Below are 22,709 nucleotides of genomic sequence, written 5' to 3' on the forward strand. Positions count from 1 at the left end.
CAGGCCGCGAGCGAGCCCGCAGCCGCACCTGCGCCGGTGCAGACGGCGTCGGCGCCCGCCGCCGCGTCGGGCGCGAGCACGACCGTCACGGCCGCGCAGCCGCCGAAGAATCCGGTGCGCCTGCACTTCGGCCAGCTCGTGCTGCAAAACGGCCGCGTGAACTACACCGACAACTTCATCAAGCCAAACTACACAGCCGACCTCGTGCAGATCCAGGGGACCGTGGGCGCGTTCGGCACGGAGTCGACCACGCCCGCACCCGTCGACGTCTCGGCGAAGCTCGCGGCCAACGGCCCGATCACGATCAAGGGCACGGTGAATCCGCTGATCGCCAAGCCGTCGCTCGATCTCACCGCGAGCGCGCACGACATCGAGCTGACGAATCTCACGCCGTATTCCGCGAAGTACGCGGGCTATCCGATCACCAAGGGCAAGCTCAACGTCGACCTGCACTATCAGCTCGCCGACGATCAGCTCACAGCGAACAACCACATCTTCATCGACCAGTTGACGTTCGGCGATCACGTCGACAACGACACGGCGACCAAGCTGCCAGTGCGTCTCGCGATCTCGCTGCTGAAGAACCGGCGCGGCGAAATCGACGTGAACATTCCGGTGTCGGGTTCGCTCTCGAATCCGGAGTTCAGCATTGGCGGGCTGATCTGGAAAGCGGTGCTGAATCTGATCGCGAAGGCCGTGACCGCGCCGTTCTCGCTGCTCGCGAATGCGTTCGGCGGCAGCGGCGAAGAACTCGGTTATGTGGAATTCGCGCCGGGCACGGCGACGCTCACCGACGCCGATACGAAGAAGCTCGACACCATCGCCAAGGCGCTCGACGACAAGCCGTCGATCAAGATCGATCTGATCGGCCGCGTCGATCCGGCCGTGGATACGCCTGCGCTGCGCGAGAAATACGTGGATCGTCTCGTGCGTCAGCAGAAGGTGAAGGACACCGTGGGCAACGGCGAAAGCGTGGATACGTCGGAAGTGAAGGTCGATCCGAAGGAATACGACAAGTATCTCGAGAAGGCCTATAAATCGGGCGATTTCAAGAAGCCGCGCAATATGATCGGCCTGACCAAGACCTTGCCCGACGACGACATGAAGCAGGCGCTCGCCGAACACGCGCCCGTCGACGACGCGACGCTGCGCGATCTTGCGCAGCAGCGCGCGCAGGCGGTGCAGCAGTATTTCGAGGGCAAGGTGGATCCGAGCCGCGTGTTCGTAGTGGCGCCCAAGCTCGATGCCAAGGGGATCGACGACAAGGGCGCGACAACGCGGGTGGATTTCGGCCTGAAGTAAGCGGCTGACGATGCAAAAAAAAAGCGCGCCCTTGTGAGGCGCGCTTTTTTATTCCGTTGCACGGAATCGAGCCAGTTCGCGCCGGATTGGCGCGATGGACTCAGGGCGAAACCAGACGGCTCGCGCTCACGTCACGTGCTGCCCGCCACCTTGCCTCGAATGCGTCCCAGCACCCGCTCGAACTCGAACCACGGCAATTCGATCGAGTCGAGTGAACTCTTGATGCACACGCCCAGTTCCGTATCGCCTTCCATCACGAGACGGCGACTGAAAAACAGCGTATCGGCATCTTCTTTACGGCGCATGAGCGCGAAAAAATCGCGCGCAACGGCGCTAATGACGAGATCGGGTTGCCCGGACGGACGCAATGCATGAAAGGCATTCGCGCGATACACGAAATCAAGAACGAGGCCCGCGTCTTTCACCTCGATGCGCAGCGCGCGCCCCTCGATCGACGATTTCAGATCGTCGGGAAGATGAGGGCGAAGCGCGAGGTTCAGCGCTCTGGCGAACAGTATCGTGCCGGGATACGCGGGTAGCAGCGAAAGCACGCGCTTGATGGGCGACGGGATGCGATGCAACAGTTCATTCATTTCAGGTCCTCTACGAAGCATCCATTCAGGATCGAACGAATTCGAAGCCGGGTTTCGAATGCCAATAGCCATTGCACGGCGCGGCGGGCATCAAGGGAAGCATGTGCGCCAAGGCGTCCGCGGATTCGGACGGCGCGCGAATGACGCGGTGAAACAGCGACACGAGTTCTTCGGTGTGATGTTGCTGCGGGCTGATACGCACGATATCGACACCCATGTTTTGCATCGTGCCGATTTCGTCGATCAGCGTGTAGATATTCGCGGTCTGCGTGGAGATGCCGTTGAGCACGAAAAGCGGCTGCGATTCGCGTGTTTCCAGCAGCATGCCGTCGGGATAGTCCTTGCACACGTACTGGCAATTGTCTTTGGGGAAATTGCGGTTGCGTGCGCTGAAACAGCGCGCGGAATACGCCAGCGGCAAACGTCCGTAAGCGAACACCTCGGTTTGCATGCCTGCCGGTCGCGCATGCTGTAACGCGCGCAAATCGAACTGATGCATTTCGTGCGGCGCCACCCAGCGTTTTGCACCTGCTTCCGCGAATATTTCGAGTGTCGGCGGATTGAAGATATTCAGCGATGCGCCTGCCACGAAGGGTTTTCCTCGCGTACGCTGCACGGCGCCCACGTCGTTGGCCTCGACGCTGTAGCGGCCGTTTTCTGCGATGTCCGTGAGCACGCGCATGTCCTTGCCGGACTCCAGCAAGGTTTGCGTGCTCAGCACGACTTCCTTGCCCGCTTCGGTTAATCGTGCGGCAATGTCCATCCAGTCCGACAGCCGCATTTCGTGGCGGCGCGAACACACCACTTCGCCGAGATAGACGATATCGACCGGCATCATCGCCACGCGCTCGTAGAACGCGAGCAATGTCGTGCGCGGCCAATAATATTGAACGGGTCCAAGCGAGATCTTCAAGGTTGACGCTCCGTGCGATGCGCGTGGCAATGACTCATTTCCAGGGGCGATGCAGTGCGCCCAAAGTCTGCTGATGTCCTTCGGAAAGCCGCGAAAGATCGGTCTGCCATTCGGACTGAACGCGAAAGCGCAGCGGGTCGCGCAGACACTGGTCGATCGCTTCGCGCCACACGTGCGTGACCTGTTCGACATACGCAGAACTGCGTTGACGTCCTTCTATTTTCACCGCGCGCACGCCCATCTCGATCAGCTTTGGCAGCAGTTCGAGCGTGTTCAGGCTGGTCGGTTCTTCGATCGCGTAATACGCCTCGCCTTCGACCACGAAGCGTCCTTTGCACAGCGTCGGATAGCCGCTCTTTTCATTGGCGTCGTAGCGGTCGATCAGCAGGCCGTTCAGTCGCGATTCGAGTCCCGCCGCCGTCTGCAACCAGCGCACGGCTTTCGCGGGCGAACACACGCCATTCAGATTCGGCGATTCGCCGGTCACGTACGACGACAGCGCACAACGGCCTTCCGCCATCACGCACAGACTGCCGAAACCAAAGACCTCGATTTCGACCGGCGTTTCGCTGATCAACTGCTCGACTTGCGACAGCGACAGCACGCGAGGCAAGACCGCGCGCGCGATGCCGAATTGCTCGTGATAGAAGTTGACCGCCTGATGATTGGTGGCCGATCCCTGCACCGATAAATGCAGTCGCAATCCCGGGTGATGTCGCGAAGCGTAACGCATGAGACCGGGGTCGGCGAGAATCACGGCATCGACGCCCAGATCCGCGGCGGCATCCACGGCGCTGTGCCAGTTCGCAATCGAGTCCGGTTGCGGATAGGTGTTGAGCGCGAGAAAGACCTTGCGCTTGAGCGCATGCGCGTAGCGAATGCCGGTTTCTATCGCTTCGCGAGTGAAATTCAGCCCGGAAAAGTTGCGCGCGTTTGTCGCATCCCGAAAGCCGAGATAGACACAGTCGGCGCCATTGTCGACTGCGATTTTCAGCGCGGGAAGATTACCGGCGGGGCAGACCAGTTCGATCGGCGACGGGTCCGGTTGAGCGTCTTTGGGGAAATGCATTTTCGACTTCACTCAAAGCAAAAGCAGTCGTGAATTCAGTGCGGCGCGTCACTTCGCCACTTGATTTCCAGTGGCTAATGAACGACGCCGCGTAATCGACGAATGCTTCTATGGAGTTGCGTTGAAAATGAATATAGGCAACTACGGCCGGAAGGGAAATTACCGTTTTGATATTGGTATCGATACAAAGCGGTATAGATATACCGCGATTCCGGATTTCATTTCACTTCGCTTCACGTCACGCCGCACGTTTCCCGAATGCATGTTTCTCGATCACCCGCGCGAGCGTGGCGAACGCCGGCTCGATGTGCTCGTGCGGCACGCACGCGTAACCGGTTAGTAATCCTTTCCGTTGCTGCTTGCCGAGATAATACGAAGCGAGCGGCCGCACGATCACGCCCGCGTCGTAAGCCGCCGCCGTCACTACGCGGTCGTCGCAATGTTCCGGCAGACCGAGCACGAAATGCAGGCCGGCTTCGTCGCCCATCACGGGCAGCGCATCGCCGAAATGCCGCGTCACCGCATCGATCAACAATTGCCGCCGCTCGCCGTAGAGCGTGCGCATGCGGCGCACGTGCGAAGTCAGATAACCGTCCATGATGAATTCGGCCAGGACTGCCTGCTGCATCAATTGGCCTTCGCGATACAGCTCCGCCACGCCGGTGCGAAAGGTCGCCGCGAGGCGTTCGGGCACGACCATATAGCCCACGCGCAAGCCCGGAAACAGCAGCTTGCCGAGACTGCCCACGTAGATCACGCGATCCGATTCGTCGAGCCCCTGCAGCGACGCGAGCGGCCGGCTGCCGTAGCGAAACTCGCTGTCGTAATCGTCTTCGATGATCCAGACCTTGTGCTGGCGCGCGTATTCGAGCAGCGTGCGGCGGCGCGCGAGGCTCATCACCATGCCGAGCGGATATTGATGCGACGGCGTGACGAGCGCCATGCGCGGCGGATGGCGCAGATCCGATTCGCGCGGATTCAATCCTTCGGCATCCACAGGAATCGGCGCGAGTTTGATGCCCGACGCCTGCAGCACGCTGCGCGCGCCCCAGTAGCACGGTTCTTCGACCCACGCGCGGTCGCCGTGGTCGGCGAGCAGACGCACGGCGAGATCGATCGACTGATGAATGCCGGTGGTGATGATGATCTGGTCGGGCGTGCAGCGCACCGAGCGCGCGACGCGCAAATAGTCCGACAACGCGCGCCGCAAAGGCCGATAGCCGCCGCCCGGCGCGTAGGTGAGCAGATCGTGGCTCGCCGACTTCCAGAGCCGCGATTGCAGGCGGCTCCAGGTGCGCGCGGGAAACTCGGCCACGTCCGGCACGCCGGGCATGAACGCGCCCCATTGCTTGGCGGAGACGCCCGCTTCGTCGATCAGGCGCTGTCCGCGCACCGACATGTCGCCGCGCGGACAGGCGGCGGGTTCGCCAGTCGCGGCGTTCGCGGCCGACGCGTCAGCGCCGTCCGGCGTGGCCACGTTCGCGCGCGGGCCGATCGCGGCGGAATCCGGGCGCGTATCGGCCACATAGGTGCCGCTGCCGGTGGTCGAAAGCACGTAGCCTTCGGCGCTCAACTGGTCGTAGACGTGCAGCACCGTATTGCGCGCGATGCCCAGGTCGCCCGCGAGCGTGCGCGAGCTGGGCAGCTTGGTGCCGGGCGCGAGTTTGCCGGTCAGGATGGCCTGCTGCATCAGGCGCAGGAGCTGCCGGTAGACGGGTTCGACGTCGTTTTTATCAAGCTGCGCGGCCAGCCAGTCGGACAAAATGACCATGACCAAGTGGTTCCATCAGGAATAATGAAATGGCTCCATTGGATAGAGCCGGGACCGACTATAGTAATCCGCACGTCAGATCTGGTTAATGCAAGCGACAGAAATAATTTAATCGCGCCGGATCGACAGTTCGCGGCAATACGGGCTCGCGGCAATACGGAATAGAGACAGGAGACTGGGCGATGAAGCAATCGGACGTGATCGTCAGCTTTCGCGGCGTGCGCAAGACCTACGACGGCGAAACGCTGGTCGTGAAGCAACTCGATCTGGACATCTATCAGGGCGAGTTCCTGACGCTGCTGGGGCCGTCCGGCTCGGGCAAGACCACGTGCCTGATGATGCTCGCCGGCTTCGAGTTTCCCACTGGCGGCGAGATCCGTCTCGAAGGCAAGCTGCTCAACAACGTGCCGCCGCACAAGCGCGATATCGGCATGGTGTTCCAGAACTACGCGCTGTTCCCGCACATGACGGTCGAGCAGAACGTGGCGTATCCGCTGGGCGTGCGCAAGGTGCCCGCCGGCGAGCGCGCCGCGCGCGTGAACGACGCGCTCAAGATGGTGCGCATGGAAAGCTTCGCGAAGCGTTATCCGGCGCAACTGTCGGGCGGTCAGCAGCAGCGTATCGCGCTGGCGCGCGCGCTGGTGTTCCAGCCCAAACTCGTGCTGATGGACGAGCCGCTCGGCGCGCTCGACAAGCAACTGCGCGAACATATGCAGTACGAACTGAAGTCGCTGCACGAGAAGCTCGGCGTCACTTTCGTCTACGTTACGCACGATCAGGGCGAGGCGCTCACCATGTCGGACCGCGTCGCGGTGTTCGACAAAGGCATCGTGCAGCAGCTCGACACGGTGGATCGTCTGTATGAGTCGCCGTGCAACGAGTTCGTCGCGAACTTCATCGGCGACAGCAATCGCCTGCGCGGCAAGATCGCCTCGGTCGAAGGCGAGTTCTGCGAAATCCATCTGGCCGACGGCACGCGTCTCAAGGGCCGCAACGTTGCGGGCGCGCAGGCGGGCGCCGACGCCATCGCGTGCATCCGGCCCGAGCGCATGAAGCTCGCCGCGAACGGTGCGTCGAATGGCGCGCTGAGCGGTGCGAACGCCATCGCGGGCGAGGCCCGCAGTCTGATCTATTACGGCGACCACGTGCGCATGCGCTGCGGTCTGCCCCAGCAGGACGAGTGCTTCGTGAAGGTGCCGCTCGGCACCGAGGCGCTCGCCGGTTTCGCGCCCGGTCAGCCGGTCGCGCTCGAGTTTGCGCCCGAACATCTGCGCGTGTTCGCGTGAAGACGACCGGGCCACGCCTCCCGTGCTGAAGGGCCCGGCAAGACAACCACCAAGGAGAAGGGACTCACCATGAAGAAGATCGGCAACATGCGCGTTGCGGCGGTCGCGGCCACGCTCGCACTCTCGTTCGGCGCGGCGCACGCGGCGGAACTCACGGTCGTCAACTTCGGCGGCGCGAATGGCAACGCGCAGAAGGCGGCCTTCAACGAGCCGTACCAGGCGCAGTCGGGCACCAAGATCACCACCGTCGAGTACAACGGCGAGCAGGCCAAGGTCAAGGCGATGGTCGAGGCGAAGCACGTCAACTGGGACGTGGTGGAAGTCGAAACGGGCGACATCGCGCGCGGCTGCGACGAAGGCCTGTACGAAAAGCTCGACTGGTCGAAGCTCGGCAACAAGAGCGACTTCATCAAGGCCGCGCAGCAGCCGTGCGGCGCAGGCTTCTTCGTGTGGTCGACGGCGCTCGCCTATAACGCCGACAAGCTCAAGACCGCGCCCACGAGCTGGGCCGACTTCTGGGACACGAAGAAATTCCCGGGCAAGCGCGGCATGCGCAAGGGCGCTCAGTACAACCTCGAATTCGCGCTGATGGCCGACGGCGTCGCGCCGCAGGACGTCTACAAGGTGCTTTCGACGAAGGCGGGCCAGGACCGCGCGTTCAAGAAGCTCGACGAACTGAAGCCGAACATCCAGTGGTGGGAAGCGGGCGCGCAGCCGCCGCAGTTCCTCGTGGCCGGCGACGTCGTGATGTCCACGGCCTTCAACGGCCGCATCGACGCCGCGCAGCGCGAAGGCAAGAACCTCAAGGTCGTGTGGAACGGCAGCATCTACGATCTGGACTACTGGGCGATTCCGAAGGGCTCGCCGAACAAGGACGCGGCGCTCAAGTACATCGCCTACACGCTCTCGCCGAAGCCGCAGCAGGAGTACGCGAAGCACATCGCCTACGGTCCGGTGAACCAGAACGCCATCAAGGCGCTCGACGAGAAGACGCTGGAAAACCTGCCGAACTCGCCGGCCAACGGCAAGAACGCGGTGCAGCAGAACCTCACGTTCTGGACCGACCACGGCGACGAGCTGGAGCAGCGCTTCGCATCGTGGGCCGCGAAGTAAGCGCCTGAATCGACGCATGAACCGTTGAAGTATCCGTTGCGCGGCGCGCCTCGTTTTTCGCGAGGCGCGCCGCGCGGCAACGGAGGCAGTGCAGGAGACTTGATGTGACAACGATGACGACCGCGACCCAAGTCGCCGACGACGCAGGCGAATCGAGCGCGCGCCTCAAGCGCGAACTGCGCCTCGCGCAGGCGAAGAAGCGCACGATGGCGCTGCTGCTGATCGCGCCGCTGGCGATCTTTCTGGTGCTGATTTTCGTCGTGCCGATCGCGGCGCTGCTCACGCGCGCCGTGCAGAATCCCGAAGTGGCCACCGCGCTGCCGCACACGATCGCGGCGCTGCACGGCTGGGACCGCAAGAGCGCGCCGCCCGACGCGGCGTATGCCGCGCTCGCGCAGGACCTCACCGCGGTGCAGGACGGCGACGCCATGGGCGCGCTCGCGCGCCGCCTGAACGTGGAAATCGCGGGCTACCGCTCGCTCGTCGCGAAGACCGCGCGCGCCATGCCGCTCGCCGACGACGATGGCAAGCCGCTCACACTCACGCCCGCGCAGACGCGCGCCAGAATCGTCGAACTCGACGACCGCTGGAACGACGTCGCGTACTGGCAAGCCATCGCGAAGAACAGCGGCCGCTATTCGCCGTTCTATCTGCTCGCGTCGCTCGATCACAAGCAGGACGCATTCGGCAACATCGTGGCCGCCGATCCCGAGCAGCAGATCTATCTCGCCGTCTTCGGCCGCACCTTCGTGATCAGCGTGTTCGTCACGTTGTTCGCGCTCGCGCTCGGCTATCCGCTCGCCTACTGGATCTCGACGCTTTCCGAGCGCCGCGCGAATCTCGTGATGATCCTCGTGCTGATTCCGTTCTGGACGTCGATTCTCGTGCGCGTGGCCGCATGGATCGTGATCCTGCAAAGCGAAGGGCTCGTGAACAAGGCGCTGATCGGCACCGGCATCATTTCGTCGCCGCTATCGCTGCTGTTCAACCGCGTGGGCGTCTATATCTCGATGACGCACATTCTGCTGCCCTTCATGGTGCTGCCGCTCTACAGCGTGATGAAGTCGATTCCGCCGACGTTTCAGCGCGCGGCCGTCTCGCTCGGCAGCCATCCGTTCGCGGCCTTCTGGCGCGTGTACGTGCCGCAGACCTATCCGGGCATCGGCGCGGGCGTGCTGCTCGTCTTCATCCTCTCGATCGGCTACTACATCACGCCCGCGCTGCTCGGCGGTCCGGCCGACCAGATGGTGAGCTACTACGTGGCGTACTTCACGAACGTGTCGATCAACTGGGGCATGGCGTGCTCGCTCGGCGCGCTGCTGCTGGCGGCCACGACCGTGCTGTATTTCGTCTACGTGCGCTTCACGCGCACGAACCTGAGCCTCGGCTAACGGAGGCCACGTCATGAAATTCGCGAAACCGCTTTTTGCGCCGCACACTTCGGGCATTGAACGCGTCTGGTACTTCACGTTGCGCGGCCTCGCCGTGCTCACGCTGCTGTATCTGATCCTGCCGGTGCTGGCGATCGTGCCGCTCTCGTTCTCGTCGAGCACGTTTCTCGTCTATCCGATTCCGGGCTGGTCGCTGCGCTGGTACGAAAACCTCGTGATGTCCGACGAGTGGCGCATGGCCGCGAAGAACAGCTTCATCGTCGGGCCGCTCGCGACGGTGGTGGCCACCGTGCTCGGCACGCTTGCGGCCATCGGTCTGAACAAGGCCGATTTCCGCGGCAAGTCGCTGCTGATGGCGATCCTCATTTCGCCGATGATCGTGCCCGTCGTGGTGGTGGGCGTGGGCATGTATCTGTTCTTCGCGCCGCTCGGCCTCGCCAACACGTATATCGGGCTGATTCTCGCGCACGCGTCGCTGGGCGTGCCCTTCGTGGTGACGACGGTCTCCGCCACGCTCGCGGGCTTCAATCACAATCTCGTGCGCGCGAGTCTCTCGCTGGGCGCGAATCCGGTCACGACCTTCTTCCGCATCACGCTGCCCGTGATCGCGCCGGGCGTGATTTCGGGTGCGCTGTTCGCGTTCGCGACGTCGTTCGACGAAGTGGTCGTCACGCTGTTCCTCGCGGGCGCCGATCAAACGACGCTGCCGCGCCAGATGTTCACCGGCATCCGCGAAAACATCAGCCCGACGATTGCCGCGCTCGCGACGATCCTGATCGTGTTTTCGACCTGTCTGCTGCTGGCGCTCGAATGGCTGCGCGGCAGGAATGCGGCGCGCGCGATCAAGGCCTGAAGTCCTTCGGCTCAAATAAAAAAGCGGCGCAGATGCGCCGCTTTTTTCTTGTCCGCTCGCCGTGTTTAGACGGCGACGCTCGCGGGCACGCGCCGCTTCACCCAGCGCGTCGCTTCGTCATAGGCGTTCGCCAGTTGCAGCACGGAGAAGTCCGCGCGCGGCTTGCCGATCAGTTGCAGACCCATCGGCAGCCCTTGCGCGTTGAAGCCGGCCGGCACGCTCACCACGGGCAGCCCGGCGAGACTCGCGCCGATCACCACTTCCATCCAGCGGTGATAGGTGTCCATCGCGCGGCCCGCGATCGACTTCGGCCAATGCTCGTTCGCATCGAACGGGAAGATCTGCGCGCTCGGCAGCGCCAGGTAGTCGTACTGCTCGAACAGCGCGAGCAGCGCGTTGTACCACTGACTGCGCGCGACCGAGGCTTGCCAGACGTCGTCGCCCGAGAGCGCGAGGCCGCCTTCGACTTCCCATTGCGCTTCCGGCTTGAGCAGCGCGCGCTTCGCGGGATCGCGCCAGAGCGCGCCGAGCGTGCCCGCCACCGAGAAGTGACGCAGCGTGCGCCAGCACTCCCAGAGCTTTTCCATCGGATAGTCGGGACGCGCGGCCTCGACCGTGCAGCCGATCGCGCCGAAGTCCCTGAGCGCCGTCTCGCAGAGCGCGAGCACGCCGTCTTCCATCGCCAGATAGCCGCCGTAGTCGCCGAGCCAGCCGATGCGCGTGCCGCCGAACTCGCGCGCGAGCGGCGCCGTGAACTGCGCGGGATCGTCGCCGAGCGAGAGCGGCGCGCGCGCGTCGTAGCCCGCCTGCGTCGCCAGCAGCATGGCGAGGTCGGGCACGCTGCGGCCCATCGGCCCCGCGCTGCCGAGCTGGTTGTAGAAGAGATCGACGGCGGGCGCGTTGGGCACGCGGCCCTGCGAAGGCCGGAAGCCGAACACGTTGTTCCAGCCCGCGGGATTGCGCAGCGAGCCCATCATGTCGCTGCCGTCGGCGACCGGCAGCATGCGCAGCGCGAGCGCCACGGCCGTGCCGCCGCTGCTGCCGCTGCTGCCGCCCGCGCTGCGGCCCGGATCGTACGCGTTGAGCGTGGTGCCGAACACCGTGTTGTAGGTGTGCGAGCCCAGCCCGAACTCCGGCGAGTTGGTCTTGCCGATGAAGATCGCGCCTTGCGCGCGCAGCCGCGCGACCATCAGCGCGTCGGTTTTCGGCACCTCGTTGCGGAAGATCGGCGAGCCTTGCGTCGAAGCGAGGCCGGCCGTCGCCGAGAGATCCTTCGGCGCCTGCGGGATGCCGTGCAGCCAGCCGAGATACTCGCCGCGCGCGAGCTGCGCGTCGCGTTCGTCGGCTTCGGCCAGCAGCGTGCCGCGTTCGCGCAGCGACACGATGGCGTTGGCCGGCGTGTTCACGCGCGCGATGTGGGCGAGGAAGGCGTGCATCACTTCGCGGCACGAGACCTTGCGCAGGCGGATCCACTGCGAGAGTTCGAGCGCGTCGGCGGCGACGATGTCGTGGGGCGCGAGCGGGGCGGACGGGGGCAATGCCAGATTCATGCGTGACTCTCGGTGAAGATGGTGACGGATGGGGCGGCTGGAGCGGGCTCCGGTTCATTGTCGCCTGGCCTGCGCGCGCGCGGAAGCGAACGGCTGGTTGCCGCGTGAATCAATGGTTGCCGCCTGGGGCGCGTTGTTTGTGCGTCGCCTGTGCGTCGTCGGTATGCGGCGTTTGCTTTTTGTAAGCGCGATGACGACAATAGCGCCTCTCGCGCGGCGGGGTGCATTCCGGCGGTATTCGAGCCGTATTCAGGGCGCATTCGTGCCGAACAGGCGCTGAATACGCGCCGACCGCAGGAACGTTCAAGCCCGATGCCCCGGTGGCGCGGTAGGCTTCGCGCTCGTCGCTTGATTGAAGATCTGGTTGAAGGAAAGGTAATGAGCAGTTTGTATTCGCCCTCGGTGGCGTCGCGCGCCTCGCAGGTCCGCGCCGAAATGGCCCGAGGGATGCGCGCCGCGCTGCCCGTCATGCTGGGTTTCGTGCCGTTCGCGCTGGTGCTGGGCGCGCAGGCCGCCCAGAAGGGCCTCAGCGTCCTCGAAGTGCCCATGATGACGGGGATGAACTTTGCGGGCGGCTCGGAGTTCACGGCCGTCCATCTGTGGACCTCGCCGCCGCATATCGCGCTGATCGTCCTGATGTCGCTGCTCGTGAACGCGCGCCATATCCTGATGGGCGCCGCGCTCGCGCCCCGTATGCGTCACGTGCCGCTGCCGCGCGCGCTGGCCGCGCTGTTCCTGATGTGCGACGAGAGCTGGGCGCTCGCGCTCGCCGACGCCAACGGGCGCAAGCAGGATTCGATCAGCCTCGCCTACTACCTCGGCGCGGCCGTCAACCTGTGGCTCACGTGGGTCGCTTTCACGGCGCTCGGGGCCGTGCTTGGTCCGGTGCTCGGCGACGTCGAGCGCTACGGCTTCGACATGGCCTTCACGGCCGTTTTCCTCGTGCTGCTCAAGGGCATGTGGAAGGGCGCGCGGGCGTCGAGCCCGTGGTTCGTGAGCCTCGTGGTGGCGGGCGTCACGTACCGGCTCGTGCCGGGCGCGTGGTATGTCGCGGCGGGCGCGTGCGCCGGTCTGCTGGCGGCAGTTGCCATGGAGAAGCGCGATGCTTGACTGGACCACTGTACTTGTCATCGTGCTGATGGCGGCGTCGACCTACGCCACGCGCGTGGTCGGCTTCGTGGTGCTGCGTGACCGCACGCTGAGCCCGCGTATGCAGGCGATCATGCAGAACGTGCCGGGCTGCGTGCTGATCTCGGTGATCGCGCCCGCGTTCGTGTCGAGCCGTCCCGCCGATCTTCTCGGCCTCGCGGTCACGCTCGCCGCGGCCATGCGGCTTTCGCTGCTGCCGACCGTCGTGATCGGCGTGGTGGCGACGGGGCTGTTGCGGCACTTCGTCGGCTGATCGTGATGGGAGCGTCGGCGCGCTGAGCGCGCGCCGTCCTTGCATCATTCGCCGTTCGAGAAAAATAGTTCGGATGCCAAATTATTGCTGATGTGTACGTATAGCGGCTTCGTTGCGCGTGGTGTTTGCGTTTTGCGGCGTCGCTATCGACAATAGCGTCTGTCGCCACCGGAGCCGCGAGCGGAGAGAACATGGAGCTACGCCAACTGCGCTATTTCGTCAGCGTGATCGAGCACGGCAGCATGGGCCGTGCGGCGCTCGAACTGGGGATGGTCACCTCGGCGCTGAGCCAGCAGATCAGCCGGCTCGAAAGCGAACTCTCGACGCGTCTCCTGCAGCGCACTTCGGGCGGCGTCGTGCCCACTGACGCGGGTCTCGCGTTCTGGCGTCAGGCGCAGCTTGCGCTGCGTCACGTCGATGCCGCCGCGGCCGCCGCGCGCGAAAAGCGCCTCTCCGGGCAGGTGAGCGTGGGCCTCGCGCCCAGCACGAGCGGCGTGCTCGCGGTGCCGTTCATGCGCGCGATGCAGGAGCGCTATCCCGACGTGCGTCTGCGTATCGTCGAAAGTCTCTCGGGCTATCTCGGGTCGATGCTGGGTGCGCGGCAGATCGATCTGGCGGTGATTTTCCGCGAGGAGCCCGCGCAGCGCTGGAGCGTGATGCCGCTGCTCGACGAGCGTCTGTTCGTGATCGGCGCGAAGGATCTCGCGGGCATGCCGACAGGTTCGCGCGTCGCGCTCGCGAAGCTCGGCGATCTGCGGCTGATCTTGCCGAGCGGGTCGCATGGTTTGCGCAGCCTGCTCTCGAAGGCGTTCGAGCGCGCACGCAGCGCACCGAACGTGGTCGCGGAAGTCGACGGTCTCGCCGTGCTGATGGACGCCGTCTGCCACGGCCTCGCCGCGACGATCCAGCCTGGCGCGGCCCTCGCGCGCGTCGCGCCCGGCGCGCTCGCGAGCGTGCGCGTTTCGGATCGCGACGCGCTGCGCCCCAATCTGCTCGTCAGTGTCTCCGACGACGAACTCTCGCCCGCCGCGCTCGCGGCCCGCGTCGTGCTCGCCGACGTTGCGCGCGAACTCGTGCAGGCCGGGCGCTGGCCTGGCGCCGCGTTGCGCGCATAACGTCGCGGTCGCGGTTGCCGCAGCGGTTCGCCACAGCGCTTTGCCGCGACCCTTCACGAATCGTGAAGCCCTGTTGCCGTGCGCCTGCTGGCGCGCGCGGCGCGTGCCCTCTAGAGTGCGTCTCGAAGGAGACATACGAAGATGGCCGAAGTATTGAACGCGACCCACAGCGCGATCCCCACCGCGACCCCCGTCGCGAATCCCACCGATATCGTCGCCGACGTCCTCGTGATCGGCGGCGGCAATGCCGCGCTCTGCGCCGCCTTGATGGCGCGCGAAGCGGGCGCTTCGGTGCTGCTGCTCGAAAGCGCGCCGCGCGAATGGCGCGGCGGCAATTCGCAGCACACACGCAATCTGCGCTGCATGCACGACGCGCCGCAAGACGTGCTCGTCGACGCTTATCCCGAGGAAGAATACTGGCAGGACCTGCTCAAGGTCACAGGCGGCCTCACGAACGAGCCGCTCGCGCGCCTCGTGATCCGCGCGTCGTCGACGTGTCGTCCGTGGATGTGCAAGCATGGCGTGCATTTTCAGCCGCCGCTCTCGGGCGCGCTGCACGTGGCGCGCACCAACGCGTTCTTCATGGGCGGCGGCAAGGCGCTCGTCAACGCGTATTACCGCAGCGCCGAAGCGCTCGGCGTGCAGATCCGCTATGAAACACCCGTCGATCGCATCGAGATGGATGGCACGCGTTTCGTCGCGGCGTACAGCGGCGCGCAGCGTTTCGCGGCGCGCGCCTGCGTGCTCGCAGCGGGCGGCTTCGAGTCGAACCGCGCGTGGCTGCGCGAAGCGTGGGGGCAAAACGAACGCGGCGAATGGCCCGCCGACAACTTCCTGATTCGCGGCACGCGCTTCAACGAAGGCGTGCTGCTCAAGAACATGATCGAGGCGGGCGCGGACGCGATCGGCGACCCGTCGCAATCGCATTGCGTGGCCATCGACGCACGCGCGCCGCTCTACGACGGCGGCATCTGCACGCGGATCGACTGCGTGTCGCTGGGCGTGGTCGTGAATCGCGACGCCGAACGCTTCTACGACGAAGGCGAGGACTTCTGGCCCAAGCGTTACGCGATCTGGGGACGTCTCGTCGCGCAGCAGCCGGACCAGATCGGCTATTCGATCGTCGACTCGAAGGCGGTGGGCCGCTTCATGCCGCCGGTGTTTCCGGGCGTGCAGGCGAACACGCTGCCCGAACTCGCGCGCCAGCTCGGCTTGCCCGAGGCGCGCTTCGTCGAGACGGTGCAGCGCTATAACGCGGCGTGCCGCGTGGGCACGTTCGATCACACGACACTCGACGACTGTCACACCGAGCACTTGCAGCCGCCCAAGACGCACTGGGCGCTGCCGCTCGACGCGCCGCCGTTCTTTGGCTATGCGCTGCGGCCCGGCATCACGTTCACGTATCTCGGGCTCAAGGTGAACGCGCACGCGCAGGTGCACTTCGGCGGCGAGCCGAGCGCGAACCTTTATGTGGCGGGCGAAATGATGGCGGGCAACGTGCTCGGCAAGGGCTATACGGCGGGCGTGGGGATGTCGATCGGCACCGCGTTCGGGCGCATCGCGGGCACGCAGGCGGCGCGCGCCGCATTCGAATCGAAGGGAGCAGCACGTGCAGCAGCTTGAAGCATTGACGCGCGAGGCGCGCGAACTGGCCGCGTCCGGCGCGCGCGCCGACACGGCGACGAACGCAGGCGCGACGCAACCGGCGCTGCGCGAACAGGTGATCCGCTTCGCGCCGCAAGCCATGACGGCGCACGAAAGCGAAGTCGCGCGGCAGATGCAGATCTGCAACGCGTGCCGCTATTGCGAGGGCTTTTGCGCGGTCTTTCCGGCAATGACGAAGCGTCTCTCGTTCGCGAAAGCCGACGTCAACTATCTCGCCAATCTCTGCCACAACTGCGGCGCGTGTTATCACGCTTGCCAGTACGCGCCGCCGCACGAATTCGCGGTGAACGTGCCGAAGGCGATGGCGCAGGTGCGCATGGACACTTACACGGAATATGCGTGGCCGCGCGCGTTCGGCGCGCTCTACAAGCGCAACGGTTTAACGGTGGCGTTCGCGCTGGCGCTCGGCCTTGCGCTGTTCATCGCGCTGGGCGCGGTGCTCGGCGGTCCCGCGGTCGGACGCACATTCAATAGCGCGATTCCCGGCGGCAACTTCTACGCGATCTTTCCGCACAACGTGCTGGCGACGCTGTTCGGCGCGGTGTTTCTGTTCGCGATGCTCGCGCTGGGCGTCGGCGTCACGCGTTTTCTGCGTGACGTCTCGACCGGCGACGCCACGCCGGGCGCACTCGCCGAAGCGGCGCACGATGCGCTCACGCTCAAGTATCTCGACGGCGGTCACGGCGAAGGCTGCAACGAAGCCGACGATCGCTTCACGCTCGCACGCCGCCGCTTCCATCATTTGACGTTCTACGGTTTCATGCTGTGCTTCGCGGCCACGGCGGTCGCCACGCTCTATCACTACGCGTTCGGGCTGGAAGCGCCGTATCCGTTGCTGAGCGCGCCGGTGCTGCTCGGCACGGTGGGCGGCGTGAGCCTGCTGGCGGGCGCATCGGGATTGCTGTGGCTGAATCTGCATCGCGATCCGGCGCGCACGGACTTGCGTCAGCGTCCGATGGACCGCGCGTTCATCGCCCTGCTGATCATGACGAGCGCAAGCGGACTCGCGCTGCTTGCCTTGCGCGACACCGCCGCGATGGCCGGGCTGCTGGCCGTGCATCTGGGCGCGGTGATGGCGCTGTTCGCGACCATGCCCTACGGCAAGTTCGCGCACGGCATCTTTCGCAGCGCGGCGCTCGTGAAGGCGGCCATCGAAAGGCGCACGGCGAAGGCGCCCGCCACGGCATCGGACTGACGCGAGCCGCCGAAACACAAGCAGTACAAGCAGCACCCGCAGCACCCCACAAAACCACAAGGAGACACGCATCGTGACCCCGTCCACCGTCGCCGGGACGCGCCCGGCCCGCACGCGCGCATCGACGGCTGCCGCCGTGCTGCGCGTGACGAGCGGCAACTTCCTCGAGCAATTCGACTTCTTCCTGTTCGGCTTCTACGCGACCTCGATTTCACGCGTATTCTTTCCCGCCGACAGCGAGTTCGCCTCGCTGATGCTCACGTTCGCGGTATTCGGCGCGGGCTTTCTGATGCGGCCGCTCGGGGCGATTTTTCTCGGCGCGTATATCGACAAAGTGGGTCGCCGACGCGGCCTGATCGTCACGCTGGCGATCATGGCGAGCGGCACGATCCTGATCGCGGCGGTGCCGGGCTACGCGGCCATCGGCGTGGCCGCGCCTTTGCTCGTGTTGCTCGGGCGCTTGCTGCAGGGCTTTTCCGCGGGCGCGGAATTGGGCGGCGTGTCGGTCTATCTCGCCGAACTCGCGACGCCGGGCACCAAAGGCTTCTACACGAGCTGGCAGTCGGCGAGCCAGCAGGTGGCGATCGTGGTGGCGGCGGCGCTTGGTTACGCGCTCAACTCATGGCTCAGCGCGAGCGCGATTGCCGCGTGGGGCTGGCGCATTCCGTTCCTGATCGGCTGCGCGATCGTGCCGTTCCTGTTCCTGCTGCGCCGCACGCTCGCGGAAACCGAGGCGTTCGCGGCGCGCACGCATCATCCGCACGCGCGTGAGGTGTTCGCGCTGCTGCTCGCCAACTGGCGCATCGTGATCGCAGGCATGCTGCTCGTCGCGATGACGACCACGACGTTCTATCTGATCACCGTCTACACGCCGACGTTCGGCAAGACCGTGCTCAAGCTCACGACCGCCGAGAGCCTGATCGTGACGCTGTGCGTGGGCGTGTCGAACTTCTTCTGGCTGCCGGTGGGCGGCGCGCTTTCCGATCGCATCGGCCGCAAGCCGATTCTCATCGGCATCACCGTGCTCGCGTTGCTCACGGCGTATCCCGCGCTGTCCTGGCTGGTGGCGAGCGCGAGCTTCGCGCGCATGCTCGCGGTGCTGCTGTGGTTCTCGTTTTTCTTCGGCATGTACAACGGCGCGATGGTCGCCGCGCTCACGGAAGTGATGCCCGCGCAGGTGCGAGTGGCCGGCTTCTCGCTCGCATTCAGTCTCGCGACGGCGCTGTTCGGCGGCTTCACGCCGGCGGTCTCGACGTGGCTGATTCAGGTCACGCACGACAAGGCCGCGCCCGGTTACTGGCTGTGTTTCGCGGCGGCGTGCGGGCTGGGCGCGACGCTGGCGCTGTACCGGCGCGGCGCGCCGCTCGCGGTCGCACAATCGTAGGTATCGATCGCGACGACGGGCGTTATTGCGCGGCGTCGCCAGGCAGCGCCGCGCCGCCGAGCGATTGATAGAGCGCGGCGGTATCCGCGAGACGCGTGGTCTGCGCGCGCGTGCGGTCGAGCGCGGTTTGCAGCGCCTGGCGCTGCGCATCGACGAGATCGAATTCGCTCACGCCACCCACCGCATAGCGGCTGCGCGCGATATCGGCGCTCGCTTGCGCTTCGCGCGCGGCCGTGTCGCGCGCCTGCAGTTCGAGCGCGTCGTCCTGCAGCGCGTGCAGCGTATCGGCGACCTGTTGCAGTGCGAGCAGCACGGTTTGCCGATAGTCGGCGAAAGCCGCGTCGTAAGCCGCTTGCGACGCGCGCCGCTTCGCGCGCAACTCGCCGCCGTGAAAAATCGGTTGCGTGAGACCGAGCCCGACGTTCCAGATGTTCAGCCCGCCGATCACATCGGCGACGCGCGTGCGCTCCGAACCCACGCTCGCCGAGAGCGAAATCTGCGGAAAGAGATTCGCCGTCGCCACGCCGATATTCGCGCTCGCCTGATGCAGCAGCGCCTCCGACGCGCGGATGTCGGGCCGTTCGCGCGCGAGCGTGGCGGGCAGCGTGAGCGCGACGGTGTCGGGCAGATGCAGCGCGTCGAGCGTGAGCGAATCGAGCGATTGCGCGTAGGCGTCGCTCGACGGCGGCGCGCCCAGCAGGATCGCCAGTTGATGATCGGTCTGCGCGAGTTGCGTGGTGAGCGGCGGCAGCGCGGCGCGCGTTTGCGCGAGCAGCGTGCGCTGACTGTGGACGTCGAGCCGCGCGACGCCGCCCGCCGCGAGCCGCGCTTCCATGATCGCGAGCTGACGCGTTTGCGCGTCGATCAGTTGCTGCGTCGTGTCGATCTGACTGCGCAGCGAGGCGCGCCGCAGCGCCGCAGCGACGACGTTGCCCGCCACGCTCAGTTGCGCCGCTTGCAGTTCGTATTCCTGATAATTTACTTGCGCGAGCGTGGCTTCGAGCGCGCGTCGGTTCGCGCCAAAAATATCGAACACATACGAAATACTCACCGACGCGTCGTAGAGCGTGAACGGGCCCGGATTCGGCACCTGCGTGATGCCGAACGCAGCCAGGTCGATCTTCTGACGCGTGCCGCTCAGCTTGGCGTCGATAGAAGGAAACAGCGTCGCGCCCGCTTGCGCGTTGTAGTTCTCGCGCGCTTCGACGAGCTTCGCGCGCGCCGATTCGAGCGTGGGACTCGCACGCAGCGCTTCGTCGACGAGCGCGTCGAGCGCGGGACTGCCGAACTGCGTCCACCAGGCGCGCGGCGCGTGATCGGCGCCCGCGAAGGTTTGCGGCGCGCCGCCTTCGCCAGGCGCGGACGCGGTGGCGGCGGGCAATGCCTCGCGCGTGTAGTTCGGTGTGTCGGGTGCGGCGGGCGCGTGAAAATCGGGGCCGACGGCGCACGCCGCGAGCACGAAACTCGACGCGAGGGCAAGGGAGCGGGCGGGCGTCGTCATCGTCGTCTCAATCGAGCGTGCGCCGGTAGAAGCGCACGGCGATCGCCATCACGATCGCCGTGAAAACCGCGAGCGGCCACACCGACGGCCACAGATCGGCCCAGCCGTTGCCCTTGAGCAGAATGCCGCGCACGAGGCGGTTGAAATACGTGAGCGGCAACACGCCACCGATCCACTGCGCCCAGCGCGGCATGCCCGCGAACGGAAACATGAAGCCGGACAGCAGCAGGCTCGGCAGAAAATAGAACACTGTGAGCTGCATGGCCTGCAACTGGTTCTGCGCGAGCGAGGAGAGCGTGATGCCCACGGTCAGATTGGCGGCGATGAACAGCAGCGCCGAGAGATACAGCGCGACGAGACTGCCCGCGAACGGCACATGAAACACGTAGCGCGCGGCCAGCACGATGATGCTCGCCTGCACGAGCCCGATCGCCACGTAAGGCACGATCTTGCCCGTCATCACTTCGATGGGCAGCACGGGCGTGGCGAGCAGATTCTCCATGGTGCCGCGCTCGCGTTCGCGCGTGATGGCGAGGCCGGTCATCATCACCATCGTCATCGTGAGGATCACGCCCATCAGGCCGGGCACGACGTTGTACTGCGTGATGCCCTCGGGGTTGTAGAGGCGGTGGATCTGCACGTCGAAGGCGGCGGGCGTGCCGTTCAGGCGCGCGAGCGGTCCCGTGAGATCTTTCGCGGCGGCGGGCGCGACGAGGCCCGGCAGCGCCGCGAGCGCGGTGGTGATGGCGGTGGGATCGGCGGCGTCGGCTTCGACGAGCAGCGCAGGGCGCTCGCCGCGCAGCAGACGCCGCGAGAAGTCGACGGGAACGCTCAGCACGAATTGCACGCTGCCGCGCGCGAGCGCGTGTTGCGCGGCGGCTTCGTCGGGCAGTGTTTCGATCACGTCGAAATAGTCCGAGTTCTTCATGCCCGCGACGAAGCTGCGCGCGAACGGACTGTCGTCGTGGATCACGATGGCCGTGGGCAGATGCTTGGGATCGGTGTTGATCGCATAGCCGAACAGCGTCAACTGGATGATCGGCAGGCCGACGATCATCGCGAAGGTCACGCGGTCGCGCTTGAGTTGCAGAAACTCCTTGAGCACGATGCTCCACCAGCGCGTGACGGAGAACGCGGGCGCGAACTTCATGTCGCGCCTCCATAGTTATCCTGAGCGTGGCCCATCATGTAGATGAAGACGTCTTCGAGTCCCGTGTCGATGCGTTCCGCGCGCAGCGATTTGCCCGCGACGGCATGTTCGATGGCGGCGGCGAGCGCGGCGTGATCGCGTCCGCTCGCATGCAGCGACGAGCCGAACACGACCGTCTGATCGACGCCTTTTTGCGTGCGCAATTGCGTGGAGAGTTCGCTGAGCTTGTCGCCGTGAATCGCCCAGGTTTCGAGGTCCTGCGAGGCGATCACCTCGGCGGCCGTGCCCTGCGCGAGCAGCTTGCCGTAGGCGATATAGGCGAGCTTGTGACAGCGCTCGGCCTCGTCCATGTAGTGCGTGCTCACGAGCACCGAGATGCCGCGCGCGGCGAGTCGATGTAGCTCTTCCCAGAAGTCGCGGCGCGCGGTGGGATCGACGCCTGCGGTGGGTTCGTCGAGCAGCAGCAGTTGCGGCTCGTGCAGCATGCACGCCGCGAGCGCGAGGCGCTGCTTCCAGCCGCCCGAAAGCGCGCCGGTGAGCTGGCTCGCGCGGCTTGCGAGGCCGAGCGATTCGAGCGCGCGGTCGACGGTCTCGCGACGGTTCGGCATCTGATAGATGCGCGCGACGAAGTCGAGATTTTCGCGGATCGTGAGGTCGTCCCAGTACGAAAAGCGCTGCGTCATATAGCCGACGCGCCGCTTGATCTGCGCGCTCTCGCGCACGATGTCGTAGCCGAGGCAGGTGCCTTCGCCCGAGTCGGGCGTGAGCAGACCGCACATCAGGCGGATCGAGGTGGTTTTGCCGCTGCCGTTCGGCCCGAGAAAGCCGAAGATCTCGCCGGGCGCGACGCGCAGCGAGACGTCGTTGACCACGTGTTTATCGCCGAAATGCTTGTTCAGGTGGCGCACGTCGATCGCGTAGCGGGCCGGGTCGCTCATCGCCACCTCATTGCGGCTCATTGCAGCCGCACCTGCACCGGCTGGCCCGGATGGAGCTTCGGCGCGTCGGCGGCGCTCGGGCGCGCTTCGATCATGTACACGAGCTTGCTGCGGCTCTCGTTGCTGTAGATGACGGGCGGCGTGTACTCGGCGGCGTTCGAGACGTAGCTGAGCGTGGCGGGCACGTCGGCCGCGCAGCCGTCGCAATGCACGAGAATCTTGCGGCCCGGAGCGAGCGCGCCGACCACGTTTTCCGGCACGAAAAAGCGCAGCTTCACGTTTTGCGGCGGCAGCATCTGCACGACCGGATTGCCCGCCTGCACCCATTCGCCGACGCGATACAGCGTGTCGTAGACGAGCCCGTCGCGCGGCGCGGCCACGCGCTTCTGGTCGAGTTTCCACTGCGCCTGCGCGAGCGTGGCTTGCGCGGCCTTGACGTCGGCGGCTTGCGCGGCGATCTGCGCCGTGCGGCCGGGCAGGTTGGCGACGCGCACCTGATTGCGCAGTTCGCGCACCTG

At 65.6% G+C, this 22,709-nt stretch carries 20 protein-coding genes; 11 read left to right on the forward strand and 9 right to left on the reverse strand.

The window, feature by feature from the left end; translation table 11 throughout:
- The coding region (locus G3N97_RS23005; RefSeq protein WP_205995265.1) for a DUF748 domain-containing protein at positions 1-1,302 on the forward strand (1,302 nt) is incomplete at its 5' end.
- Between the two features lie 131 nt (positions 1,303-1,433).
- Here the strand turns inward: G3N97_RS23005 and G3N97_RS23010 are convergent.
- The 4 genes from G3N97_RS23010 to G3N97_RS23025 form a co-directional block, all read right to left on the reverse strand.
- A complete protein-coding gene (locus G3N97_RS23010) occupies positions 1,434-1,895 on the reverse strand; it encodes an SCP2 sterol-binding domain-containing protein (RefSeq protein WP_241030765.1) in 462 nt (153 codons plus the stop codon).
- 25 nt (positions 1,896-1,920) lie between these two features.
- A complete protein-coding gene (locus G3N97_RS23015; RefSeq protein WP_205995267.1) occupies positions 1,921-2,808 on the reverse strand; it encodes a U32 family peptidase in 888 nt (295 codons plus the stop codon).
- Between the two features lie 34 nt (positions 2,809-2,842).
- Positions 2,843-3,877 carry a peptidase U32 family protein gene (locus tag G3N97_RS23020; protein WP_205995268.1) on the reverse strand — a complete coding sequence of 345 codons (1,035 nt, stop codon included), beginning with the start codon at positions 3,875-3,877 and terminating at the stop codon, positions 2,843-2,845.
- Between the two features lie 238 nt (positions 3,878-4,115).
- On the reverse strand, positions 4,116-5,654 hold the full coding sequence (locus G3N97_RS23025; protein ID WP_205995269.1) for a PLP-dependent aminotransferase family protein: 1,539 nt from the start codon (positions 5,652-5,654) through the stop codon (positions 4,116-4,118).
- 176 nt (positions 5,655-5,830) lie between these two features.
- Here G3N97_RS23025 and G3N97_RS23030 point away from each other — a divergent pair, with 176 nt between their 5' ends.
- From G3N97_RS23030 to G3N97_RS23045, 4 genes are all read left to right on the forward strand, one after another.
- Positions 5,831-6,934, forward strand: a complete 1,104-nt coding sequence (locus tag G3N97_RS23030) for an ABC transporter ATP-binding protein (RefSeq protein WP_205995270.1) — start codon at positions 5,831-5,833, stop codon at positions 6,932-6,934.
- 87 nt (positions 6,935-7,021) lie between these two features.
- On the forward strand, positions 7,022-8,047 hold the full coding sequence (locus G3N97_RS23035; RefSeq protein WP_231957773.1) for an ABC transporter substrate-binding protein: 1,026 nt from the start codon (positions 7,022-7,024) through the stop codon (positions 8,045-8,047).
- 113 nt (positions 8,048-8,160) lie between these two features.
- On the forward strand, positions 8,161-9,438 hold the full coding sequence (locus tag G3N97_RS23040; RefSeq protein WP_205995281.1) for an ABC transporter permease: 1,278 nt from the start codon (positions 8,161-8,163) through the stop codon (positions 9,436-9,438).
- Positions 9,439-9,451: 13 nt separating this feature from the next.
- Complete coding sequence (locus tag G3N97_RS23045) at positions 9,452-10,291, forward strand: ABC transporter permease (protein ID WP_205995271.1); 840 nt, start codon at positions 9,452-9,454, stop codon at positions 10,289-10,291.
- 65 nt (positions 10,292-10,356) lie between these two features.
- Here the strand turns inward: G3N97_RS23045 and G3N97_RS23050 are convergent, their stop codons facing one another.
- Entirely contained in the window at positions 10,357-11,841 is a 1,485-nt protein-coding gene (locus tag G3N97_RS23050; RefSeq protein ID WP_205995272.1) for an amidase, read from the reverse strand.
- 378 nt (positions 11,842-12,219) lie between these two features.
- Between G3N97_RS23050 and G3N97_RS23055 the strand changes: the two genes are divergently transcribed.
- From G3N97_RS23055 to G3N97_RS23080, 6 genes are all read left to right on the forward strand, one after another.
- Positions 12,220-12,951 (forward strand): AzlC family ABC transporter permease, encoded by a 732-nt coding sequence (locus G3N97_RS23055; RefSeq protein WP_205995273.1) that lies wholly within the window; start codon positions 12,220-12,222, stop codon positions 12,949-12,951.
- A complete protein-coding gene (locus G3N97_RS23060) occupies positions 12,944-13,243 on the forward strand; it encodes an AzlD family protein (protein ID WP_065065340.1) in 300 nt (99 codons plus the stop codon). Before G3N97_RS23055 ends, G3N97_RS23060 begins: the two co-directional genes overlap by 8 nt.
- Before the next feature lie 191 nt (positions 13,244-13,434).
- Positions 13,435-14,358: a LysR family transcriptional regulator gene (locus G3N97_RS23065; RefSeq protein WP_205995274.1), complete on the forward strand. Its 924-nt coding sequence runs from the start codon at positions 13,435-13,437 to the stop codon at positions 14,356-14,358.
- A 141-nt stretch (positions 14,359-14,499) separates the two neighbouring features.
- Positions 14,500-15,981 carry an FAD-dependent tricarballylate dehydrogenase TcuA gene (gene tcuA, locus G3N97_RS23070; RefSeq protein WP_205995275.1) on the forward strand — a complete coding sequence of 494 codons (1,482 nt, stop codon included), beginning with the start codon at positions 14,500-14,502 and terminating at the stop codon, positions 15,979-15,981.
- Positions 15,968-17,218 carry a tricarballylate utilization 4Fe-4S protein TcuB gene (gene tcuB / locus G3N97_RS23075; protein WP_205995276.1) on the forward strand — a complete coding sequence of 417 codons (1,251 nt, stop codon included), beginning with the start codon at positions 15,968-15,970 and terminating at the stop codon, positions 17,216-17,218. Before tcuA ends, tcuB begins: the two co-directional genes overlap by 14 nt.
- A 73-nt stretch (positions 17,219-17,291) precedes the next feature.
- A complete protein-coding gene (locus G3N97_RS23080; RefSeq protein WP_205995277.1) occupies positions 17,292-18,602 on the forward strand; it encodes an MFS transporter in 1,311 nt (436 codons plus the stop codon).
- A 22-nt stretch (positions 18,603-18,624) separates the two neighbouring features.
- Here G3N97_RS23080 and G3N97_RS23085 read toward each other — a convergent pair whose 3' ends face one another.
- From G3N97_RS23085 to G3N97_RS23100, 4 genes are all read right to left on the reverse strand, one after another.
- Positions 18,625-20,103, reverse strand: coding sequence for an efflux transporter outer membrane subunit (locus G3N97_RS23085; protein ID WP_205995278.1), 1,479 nt, complete (start codon positions 20,101-20,103; stop codon positions 18,625-18,627).
- A gap of 7 nt (positions 20,104-20,110) precedes the next feature.
- Positions 20,111-21,253 carry an ABC transporter permease gene (locus G3N97_RS23090; RefSeq protein ID WP_205995279.1) on the reverse strand — a complete coding sequence of 381 codons (1,143 nt, stop codon included), beginning with the start codon at positions 21,251-21,253 and terminating at the stop codon, positions 20,111-20,113.
- Complete coding sequence (locus G3N97_RS23095) at positions 21,250-22,212, reverse strand: ABC transporter ATP-binding protein (RefSeq protein ID WP_241030766.1); 963 nt, start codon at positions 22,210-22,212, stop codon at positions 21,250-21,252. Before G3N97_RS23095 ends, G3N97_RS23090 begins: the two co-directional genes overlap by 4 nt.
- On the reverse strand, positions 22,209-22,709 hold a 501-nt coding region (locus G3N97_RS23100), incomplete at its 5' end, for an HlyD family secretion protein (protein ID WP_205995280.1). The genes G3N97_RS23100 and G3N97_RS23095, both read right to left, overlap by 4 nt.

Source organism: Paraburkholderia sp. Ac-20347 (assembly GCF_017104805.1).
Classification (GTDB): Bacteria; Pseudomonadota; Gammaproteobacteria; order Burkholderiales; family Burkholderiaceae; genus Paraburkholderia; species Paraburkholderia tropica.

Coding starts and splice junctions, on each gene's coding strand:
- tcuA (WP_205995275.1), top strand. CDS start 14,500: ATGGCCGAAGTATTGAACGCGACCCACAGCGCGATCCCCACCGCGACC.
- G3N97_RS23065 (WP_205995274.1), top strand. CDS start 13,435: ATGGAGCTACGCCAACTGCGCTATTTCGTCAGCGTGATCGAGCACGGC.
- G3N97_RS23020 (WP_205995268.1), bottom strand. CDS start 3,877: ATGCATTTCCCCAAAGACGCTCAACCGGACCCGTCGCCGATCGAACTG.
- G3N97_RS23030 (WP_205995270.1), top strand. CDS start 5,831: ATGAAGCAATCGGACGTGATCGTCAGCTTTCGCGGCGTGCGCAAGACC.
- G3N97_RS23050 (WP_205995272.1), bottom strand. CDS start 11,841: ATGAATCTGGCATTGCCCCCGTCCGCCCCGCTCGCGCCCCACGACATC.
- G3N97_RS23010 (WP_241030765.1), bottom strand. CDS start 1,895: ATGAATGAACTGTTGCATCGCATCCCGTCGCCCATCAAGCGCGTGCTT.
- G3N97_RS23095 (WP_241030766.1), bottom strand. CDS start 22,212: ATGAGCCGCAATGAGGTGGCGATGAGCGACCCGGCCCGCTACGCGATC.
- G3N97_RS23060 (WP_065065340.1), top strand. CDS start 12,944: ATGCTTGACTGGACCACTGTACTTGTCATCGTGCTGATGGCGGCGTCG.
- G3N97_RS23055 (WP_205995273.1), top strand. CDS start 12,220: ATGAGCAGTTTGTATTCGCCCTCGGTGGCGTCGCGCGCCTCGCAGGTC.
- G3N97_RS23085 (WP_205995278.1), bottom strand. CDS start 20,103: ATGACGACGCCCGCCCGCTCCCTTGCCCTCGCGTCGAGTTTCGTGCTC.
- G3N97_RS23090 (WP_205995279.1), bottom strand. CDS start 21,253: ATGAAGTTCGCGCCCGCGTTCTCCGTCACGCGCTGGTGGAGCATCGTG.
- G3N97_RS23035 (WP_231957773.1), top strand. CDS start 7,022: ATGCGCGTTGCGGCGGTCGCGGCCACGCTCGCACTCTCGTTCGGCGCG.
- G3N97_RS23045 (WP_205995271.1), top strand. CDS start 9,452: ATGAAATTCGCGAAACCGCTTTTTGCGCCGCACACTTCGGGCATTGAA.
- G3N97_RS23040 (WP_205995281.1), top strand. CDS start 8,161: ATGACGACCGCGACCCAAGTCGCCGACGACGCAGGCGAATCGAGCGCG.